Origin of the sequence: Leptolyngbya sp. FACHB-711, from assembly GCF_014695615.1 — a bacterium.
In the GTDB taxonomy this organism is placed as follows: domain Bacteria; phylum Cyanobacteriota; class Cyanobacteriia; order Elainellales; family Elainellaceae; genus Leptolyngbya_A.
Genome location: NZ_JACJOR010000487.1, coordinates 1 through 7,593, shown reverse-complemented (window position 1 = coordinate 7,593; position 7,593 = coordinate 1). Strand labels below are relative to the sequence as shown.

Annotated in this window: 5 protein-coding genes; all 5 read right to left on the bottom strand. The window is 51.0% G+C overall.

Going from position 1 to position 7,593, the window contains the following annotated elements:
- A partial coding sequence (locus H6F80_RS22870; RefSeq protein ID WP_199296764.1) for a CHASE2 domain-containing protein occupies positions 1-296 on the bottom strand: 296 nt, incomplete at its 3' end.
- Between the two features lie 152 nt (positions 297-448).
- Positions 449-1,174 carry a DUF928 domain-containing protein gene (locus H6F80_RS22865; RefSeq protein ID WP_190793833.1) on the bottom strand — a complete coding sequence of 242 codons (726 nt, stop codon included), beginning with the start codon at positions 1,172-1,174 and terminating at the stop codon, positions 449-451.
- A 4-nt stretch (positions 1,175-1,178) separates the two neighbouring features.
- A complete protein-coding gene (locus H6F80_RS22860; RefSeq protein ID WP_190793832.1) occupies positions 1,179-3,857 on the bottom strand; it encodes a CHAT domain-containing protein in 2,679 nt (892 codons plus the stop codon).
- Between the two features lie 42 nt (positions 3,858-3,899).
- Positions 3,900-7,109 carry a two-partner secretion domain-containing protein gene (locus H6F80_RS22855; protein ID WP_190793831.1) on the bottom strand — a complete coding sequence of 1,070 codons (3,210 nt, stop codon included), beginning with the start codon at positions 7,107-7,109 and terminating at the stop codon, positions 3,900-3,902.
- A gap of 256 nt (positions 7,110-7,365) precedes the next feature.
- Positions 7,366-7,593 (bottom strand): thioredoxin domain-containing protein (locus tag H6F80_RS22850; RefSeq protein WP_242067522.1); only part of this gene is annotated, 228 nt, incomplete at its 5' end.

The window sequence follows — 7,593 nt, the reverse complement described above, 5'->3', positions numbered from 1 at the left end:
CCCTTAGCTGTTTCGATCACCTTCTCAATGCCAATCAAATTGGGTGTGGAAGTGAAGACCTCGACTAATGCTTGATGACCCGGTTCTACAGGCAAATCTCGAAAGATATCAAGACCAATCACCCTGGGCTGTTGCTGTTTAAGCGATGAGATTACCTGAGCAAGCACAGCATCTGACATCGGCCACTGCCCAAGCTGCTGGATATCAGATTCGTCGATCGTCACCAGAACAATTCGAGAGTCAGCAGGCTCAGACGGACGTAGACGAACCATTTGGTCAAGCGCCATCAGTTCCATAAATTGGAGCGCTCCTGCCAATCGTAAAGTCAGCAATCCTCCAGCGATGCAGGGGACTGTTATCAGGACTCCACGCCATTGCCATAATTGCTGTCTCAGAGTTGTCCACACTGGATAAATGCGATCGCTCAAGGTTAATGATTTTTACCAATTCAATTGCTACTTATCATGATACTGATGCCGTTTAGTTGCAGAAATTCGCGCCAAGCGGCGTTGAGGCTAGGATCATCTGGTTGAGTGCGCCTCAACTCAAACAGGAGAGCAAGGGGATCGTACCAAATGTTATCGTCCCGGTATAACGTAATGCGTTGTCTGGGAGACGATTTCTCAATTTGTTGTAGGCGAGTTGGATTTAGTGCAATGCGTTGAATACTGCCGGTGACAAATCGATCTTCAAGGCGATCGTCCGAATTACAAATCAAGGCAAACGACCACACATAGGGTCTGTCAACCTCCAGAGGCGCTACCTGATCGGGGAGGGTAATGCTGATTAGACTAGGAGTTTGGGTTAAGGCAACAGTGGTTCGATAAACACCCTGACCCTCTTGACTACGAAGGCTAAATTCTGCATTCTCAGCACTCGTTCTAGGCACATAGACGAGAAATGTCGGACGCTCTGCCACCGTTAAACCTGGTTCGCGGGTTGGGCTAAGGGCAGTCAATACTGGAGTGGTTGCTGCTGTGCTTGTATCTTGAGGACAGGTCTGTGGGTTGCGCCGTCCCCCTGCGGCTGAGCTACCTGGATTGCTCGGTGGCGGCGGCGGATTGCTCCCTGCCTGCTGACTTTCTGCTGCGACAGCGGGGGCGATCGCCAGTTCTAAACTCAGAGTAATAACAATGGATAGACTGCAAAACAGAGATTTAATGAAATGCATCATGGTTTTATAGCCAATTTCCTAAAAGAACAAACGGTGCCCAATAGTAAGGGGACGTGTAATTGCTTTGGTGCAGCAAACTGACCTGAGCACGACGGAGTGCCTCAGCTTTTGTCACCCCAGGCAGACCTAACTCGCGATAAAGCTCAATCATTAAAGCTGCGGTAGATTGATCGCTCACTGACCATAGCGAAGCCAGCGTACTTCTAGCTCCCGATCGCACCGCCATGCCTGCCATTCCTAAAGCCGCTCGACGATCGCCCGTTGCGGTTTGGCACGCGCTCAGCACTAGCAGCTCGATCGGACTAAGCTCTTCCCTGGCGCGAAGCAGTTGATCGAGTTGTTTCACGTTGATGCGTCCATCCCATGCCAAGATAAAGGTGTCCTCGGCATTCGAGCTGAACTGACCATGCGTTGCCAAGTGAACAATCGGCGCGTCCGTAGAATCTATACGGGTTTGCAGCGATCGATTGGTGAACGTCTGATCAAGCAGCACCTGAGCGGGAATTTCGGCTTGAATTTGATCAATTTCAACCACAACATTTGGCAGTGCCGAAAAGCCTTCCCGTGCTTCACTTAATCCGGCTAGCAGTCCACGCAGCTGCAACTGTTCGATCGGTTGGGGTTGCAGAAGCTGTAAACCGGGCGTCAGCACAACACTATATTTTTCAATCAGATATTGCTGTCCATCGTGCAGGGCAGCCATTGGCAAACTGCGAAGCAAGCCATCAGGCACAAACACAAGGGTTTTAACGCCACTTGCTTCCAGCTCCGTTTCTACAGGGCGCAGCAGCAGATCATAGACCTGTTGAACGCTGGGCATCCAGTCTTCGACAAAGGCGGTCGGTCTGAGGGATTGCCGCATCTGGCTGAGGATGCGATCGACTTCTGCTTGCGTCAAGTCTGTCTTGTGATAGCGCAATGGCTGATTGGGCAAAGCCACAATCACCGCCAACTGGCTCGGCAAAATAATGGGATAAATAATGGCAGCTTGCGGATCAATCTGCTCAATTTCGATTGGATTCGCCGTGATGCAGGCTTCTCGAAAAAAGTTGTCAAGTTCTGCAAGCTGAAGTGCTTCGATCGCTTCACGCGCCTGTTTCAGATTGTCCTGACTAGCCGCATTGCCGTCCGACTGCAACAGCAGTTCCACAAACTGTCGGTAGACGGGTTCGACACTTTCTCGAAACGAAAACTGGACATCTGGACTAATGGCAGCGAGATCGGTACGTAGCGATTGCAGCGTTTTAACCGCTTCGCCATAGACAGTTGTAGCGTTTTGCAGACCTTTTGACAGGCAAGGCTGTGCGTCTTGACAGAAGATGCGCCCAAGCTGCCAATGCCATTGATAAGCAATGTCAGGTGCATCAATGGATTGAGATAGGCTGAGCGCTTGCTGAGTCAGCGTTTTAGCACTGTCCCACTGGTGAGTTGCCTCATACAGGCCCCCCAATGTGCCTAGCGCGTAGGATTCAGTCCGGTGATCACCTATAGCCCGAACTTGTTGCACTACAGCGGCGAGTGCTTGAGCCGAAGCGGTCAGATTCGCAGGCTCTCGCAGTTTGATTAAGCTTTGAGCCAAACTGATGTGAGCATAAGCTGCCTGCTGCCCTGGCGGAAATTGGGCAAGCTGAGCTTGAATATCTGGCAGCAGGCGTTGCGCGTCAGCCGATCGATCGACTTCAACTAGCAGACTAAACTCAACAAGCTGAATTTGAGTTTTTGCCATCAACGAAGGCGCGATTGCTGCTGCCCGCTGGTAGAGTGCCAGTGCTGTGTCAGTTTCTCCTTGGGCGCGAGTTGTGTTTCCTAGGCTTAGCAGAATCCCGCTAAGATCTGCTGCTGATTCGGGCGTTCCGTCTTGGAGTGCTTGAGCGATCGCCAAGCTCTGCTCTAAAACCGTTCGAGACTGAGCCAGCTCGCCCGTTAGTCTCAGCATCTTGCCCAGATTTCGCAAGCTCGTCACCTTAAGCCGCGAATCAGGTTGGTTGTGCAGCGACTGTTCGACCTGTGTCAGGAGATCTGTGGCTCGTCTGTATAGTCCGGCTGACTGTAAAGCTCTGGACTGATTGATTTGACTGCCCACAATGCCGATTGAGTCGTTTGTCTCGCGATAGGCTGCTTCAGCAGCTTTCCAGGTTGTCACAGCCTCTGACACTTGACCTTGATCAAGCTGGAGTTTTCCCTGAACCGTCAGCACTTGGGCAAGAGCAGATGAAATCTCCGGATTAGATGCTAAGTTTTGAGCTGCTAGCAGCGTCATCGCCTGCTCGATCGCACCATTGGCTTGCGTCCACTGTCCCAGATCGGCAAAAGCTGTCGCGAGAAAGCTGAGCGTGAGTGCTTGATTGAGAACATCGCCTGCTGTTTCGTAGCGGGTCATTGCTTGCTGCCAAAGGGCGATCGCCTCTGAAACCTGCCCTGTCCGATAGCGCTCTTCTGCCTGCTGCACGAGTTGAGCCAGGGGAGAAGTGGCATCAGCTTGAATGAAATTAGGTACAGCCTCTACCTGCTGCCCGGTATTCTCTATACCAATTCCAACGGCGATCTCGGCATGAAGGATAACGGTAACAAGCAGCCCTAACAGAATCGATCGCAGAAATCGCAGCCAGCGTTTGTTGACAGAGTGGCGCTGCTCGATCGACGCTTTTTGATTGGTTCGCTTGTTTGGATATCCCTCATTCATCTGATGTTGTGGCTCCTTCTGGTGCTGATGTGAGCAACTGAGTTAGTCCCGCCCCTCACAGGCGATCGAGTGATTTAGCGCTGTGTGCACCGTGGAATCAGCAGGGGTAGCAACAAGCCTCACCTCTCCTGTGGCAGTGGTTTGCCATCCGGTTGCTTCCACAATCAGGGCATCAGCTGTGCCAGGGAAAGGGCGATCGCTGGGGCTGTCGGGTGTAGTCTGCTGAGGGGCAGTCTGCTGAGGGATGGTGAGCCTGCGGCGATCCTGCCAGTCGGCATCGTCGTCGAGTTGCTGCTCTGGGGTGGGAGGTAAACCCCCGCGACCCGTAACGACAAACGAGTTGCCCTCGTCGGCAGGGCAGCCTTGAGCAATAAGCTGAGATGCATCTACTACGTCAGCAGGTAATGCCACTAATCCTGATGTTGGGTCAATCGTTGCGGTGGTGACATCCACTGTGCCGGGTAAGGCAGAAGTTGCTCCGGTGGCAGTAATGTCACTCAAGGTGGTGGAAGTTGAACTGGGTTGAATGCCATAGAGCGCGATTGCATTAATGCTGACATTACCCCCGCGAAAGTCCTGGGAGTTGGCGCTGATGTTGCTGTTTTCGTTAGGCACTGCAACTAGGAACCGAGTATCAATGTCGATGTTGCCACCCGGAATGTTAGCGCCAGTGGCGTTCGTGGTGATGTTGCTGCCGTTACGTAAGACGATGAAAGGCGATCGCAAGTTGATATTGCCGCCACCGCCAGATGTATCGGCTCGAATTCTGCCTTGGTTATTGAGGAAGATGCGATCGGCATCCACAAGCAGAGAACCTGCACTACCTCTGCCCGAACTGCTGACAGTAACTTCTGCCCGGTTTTGAATGCTGAGATCTCCAGTTGTAAGAACTAAGTTTCCTCCTGTGCCTGTGCCCCCTGTCTCAGCGGCAATAATAGAACCATTTCCAGTTAACGTGATGGACTCTGGAGCCGTAATGGTCAACCGTCCACCCCGACCAGTGCTGGCAGTGGAGGCAGAGACTTGGGCTCCAGAGCGGAGGTCAACGCTGACATTTTGCCCGTTGCCACGAGGTTGAATCGTCAAGTTGCCTGCATTTCCAGCACTGGTCGTTCCAGCAAACAGACCGCTGGTTCTTCCCGATAGCTGGAGGTCTGGTGTGTTGATGGTGATGTTGCCTGCCCGACCGCGACTTGAAGTGGTGGTAAGCAGTTGTCCACCGCTCCTCAACCTCACTGTATCAGCGCTGATGGTAATATTGCCAGCATTTCCTACTCCAGAAACGGCGGTTGAGAGCCGAGTGCCATTGAGGATTGAGAGTACACCTGCATTAATACGAATGTTGCCACCGTTGCCTGTACCACCTGCTGAGGTTGTAATTTGACTATTATTTTGCAGTAGCAGAACATCCTGTACATTGAGGACAATATTGCCGCCTTCTCCAGAGGCAGTAGCCGCAGTAATTGAGCCACCACGGTCTACAACAATCGAGTTAGCATTCACCCGCAATATGCCAGCATTTCCAGTGCCAACATTGCTGACAGTAACATCTGCCCCATTGTTGATACTTAAGCGGGGCGTGTTGATAGTCACGCTGCCTGAATCTCCACTGAAACTATCAGGCTGTCCAAGGGTTTCTCGTATGAATTCAGCTATAAGAGGGCCAGACGCACCAACAAAACTGGGAAGAGAGCCAGGCACTGTACCACTAACCTCGACAAACTCGCTGGCATTGATAGTGACACTACCACTGTTACCGATTCCTTGAGTAGTAGAATTTACAGTGCCTCCGTTCTGAAGCACCAGCCTCGCCGTGTTGATAGTTACTGCCCCAGCATTTCCACCAAAGATAACATTAGAGCTCACAGAACTTGGAATTACAAGAGGCGTTGTTCTTGTTCCTATTACTTCTACTGCTTCAGTTGCATCCACCACCACATTGCCGCCCCTACCAGTTCCAAAAGTGGCAGATGTCACAGCTCCTCCCCCACGAATACTTAACCTCCCTGTTGATACCGTTATCGTTCCTCCATCTCCAGAGTTAGCCTGAAAACTACCGATACCACTGGCTATAGTAGGATTAATAGGTGAAGTCCCATTGACTTGTACTGAGTTAGAAGTATTTACAGTTACATTGCCAGTATCCCCAGGACTGAAGGAGCGAGCGACGGCTGCTGCCCCACGCTGTACAATCAGCTGCTGAGTTAAAACTGCAATATCTGCCCCACGTCCAACTCCCACAGTTTCACTAGCCAAACCGCCGCTAAACTCAGCATCTAAGTTGGTTTCGCTCAGTTCTAAAGACTGGGCAGCGTTCACGTTGATTCTCCCTCCTGCTTGAGTTCCTTGGTTTTGAATTAACAGCAGTGAGCCATCAATGAGCGATACATTATTACCCCGCACTTGAATCAACCCGCCTCCACTCGCATCGGCTAATGCTTGTTGCAAGAGGCGAATATCACCAAAGCGTTGGTTTCTTTGATAATCAAACGCAAAACCAGAGGTCGTAGAACTGAGGCTCACTTGCCCACCGCGAACACTGCCCAATTCGATTTGTCCTTGCTCTGCTGTTAGCGTGCCGCCATTAATGTTTATATCTCCGCCAATCAAAGCGAGGGTTTGACCTGTCGGTACCCGCAATCCTGCTGCACTATTGCCTCTGACAATAGGGGAAAAAAGAGGAGCTGCAACGGATAAATCGTATCCATTCCCCTGCACCGCGATCCGTCCTGGGTTGACTCCCATCTGCAAGCCGACTGGAACATTCACCGTCAATAGCGGTGTCGTTTGAGGATTCGTGGCACTGTACTGAAACTGATCGGCAAAGTTGATGCTGTCGGCCGTCGTGGCAATAAAAGAACCCCCAATATTGAGTCGGGCATTGGGTCCAAACAAAATGCCGTTTGGGTTTAGCAGAAACAGATTGGCGGTGCCATTTGCTCGAATTACCCCATCAATATTTGAGGCTGACCCACCTGTAACTCGACTGAAGATGTTCTGCACATCAGTCGCATTGTTAAAGAAGGCAGACCCACCTGTGGGCACTGAGAACTGGCTGAAGCTGTGGAAGAGATTGCCGCCTCGTCTGGCTCCCCCGTCAACCTGGAAGTTGGGATTGCCTGAAACTTGCGATCGCTCTCCCACTGGCAACGTATCATCAGGTACAACTTGAGCGGCGATCGGTTGAGGGCAAGCTAGTACCCACAGTGCACCGCCTATCAACATCCATCGACCCAGATACGACTTGCTCATGGCTGTCTCACCTTTTGCGGTTACTCGATGCGATCGTGCCTCTATTTAAGACAGACAACCCTTATTCAGATAAAACAATTACCTGTGCTCGGTCTATGGCTGTTAGCCTACTTTAAGATTGACAGATATCTAATATTGCTCTTCACACCTATGCAACATATCACTGATCTTCCTTTCACTTGTACATTTACCACACAATTGCAACATTTCGATCGAGCGACTGCTTAATGCTAATGGTGAGTATAGATAAACCCTATTACACCAGACCTCCAGATTCAATCACTGCATTTAATAGTGGCCCAAATTCCAACGCATTTTGATAACGAATGCTATTGATAAACAAAGCTGGTGTGCGGGTTACGCCACTGCGCCTTCCACTTTCAATATCTTGGCGAATGCGATCGCCATACACTTCTCCAGCAATATCTCGCAAAAACTGAGTAACGTTTAGTCCTAAATTGGCAGCATATTCCACTAAATAGCC

What these genes read in the sequence shown, in the direction of transcription:
- H6F80_RS22860 (WP_190793832.1), bottom strand. Translation starts at nt 3,857, where the DNA reads ATGAATGAGGGATATCCAAACAAGCGAACCAATCAAAAAGCGTCGATC.
- H6F80_RS22865 (WP_190793833.1), bottom strand. Translation starts at nt 1,174, where the DNA reads ATGATGCATTTCATTAAATCTCTGTTTTGCAGTCTATCCATTGTTATT.
- H6F80_RS22855 (WP_190793831.1), bottom strand. Translation starts at nt 7,109, where the DNA reads ATGAGCAAGTCGTATCTGGGTCGATGGATGTTGATAGGCGGTGCACTG.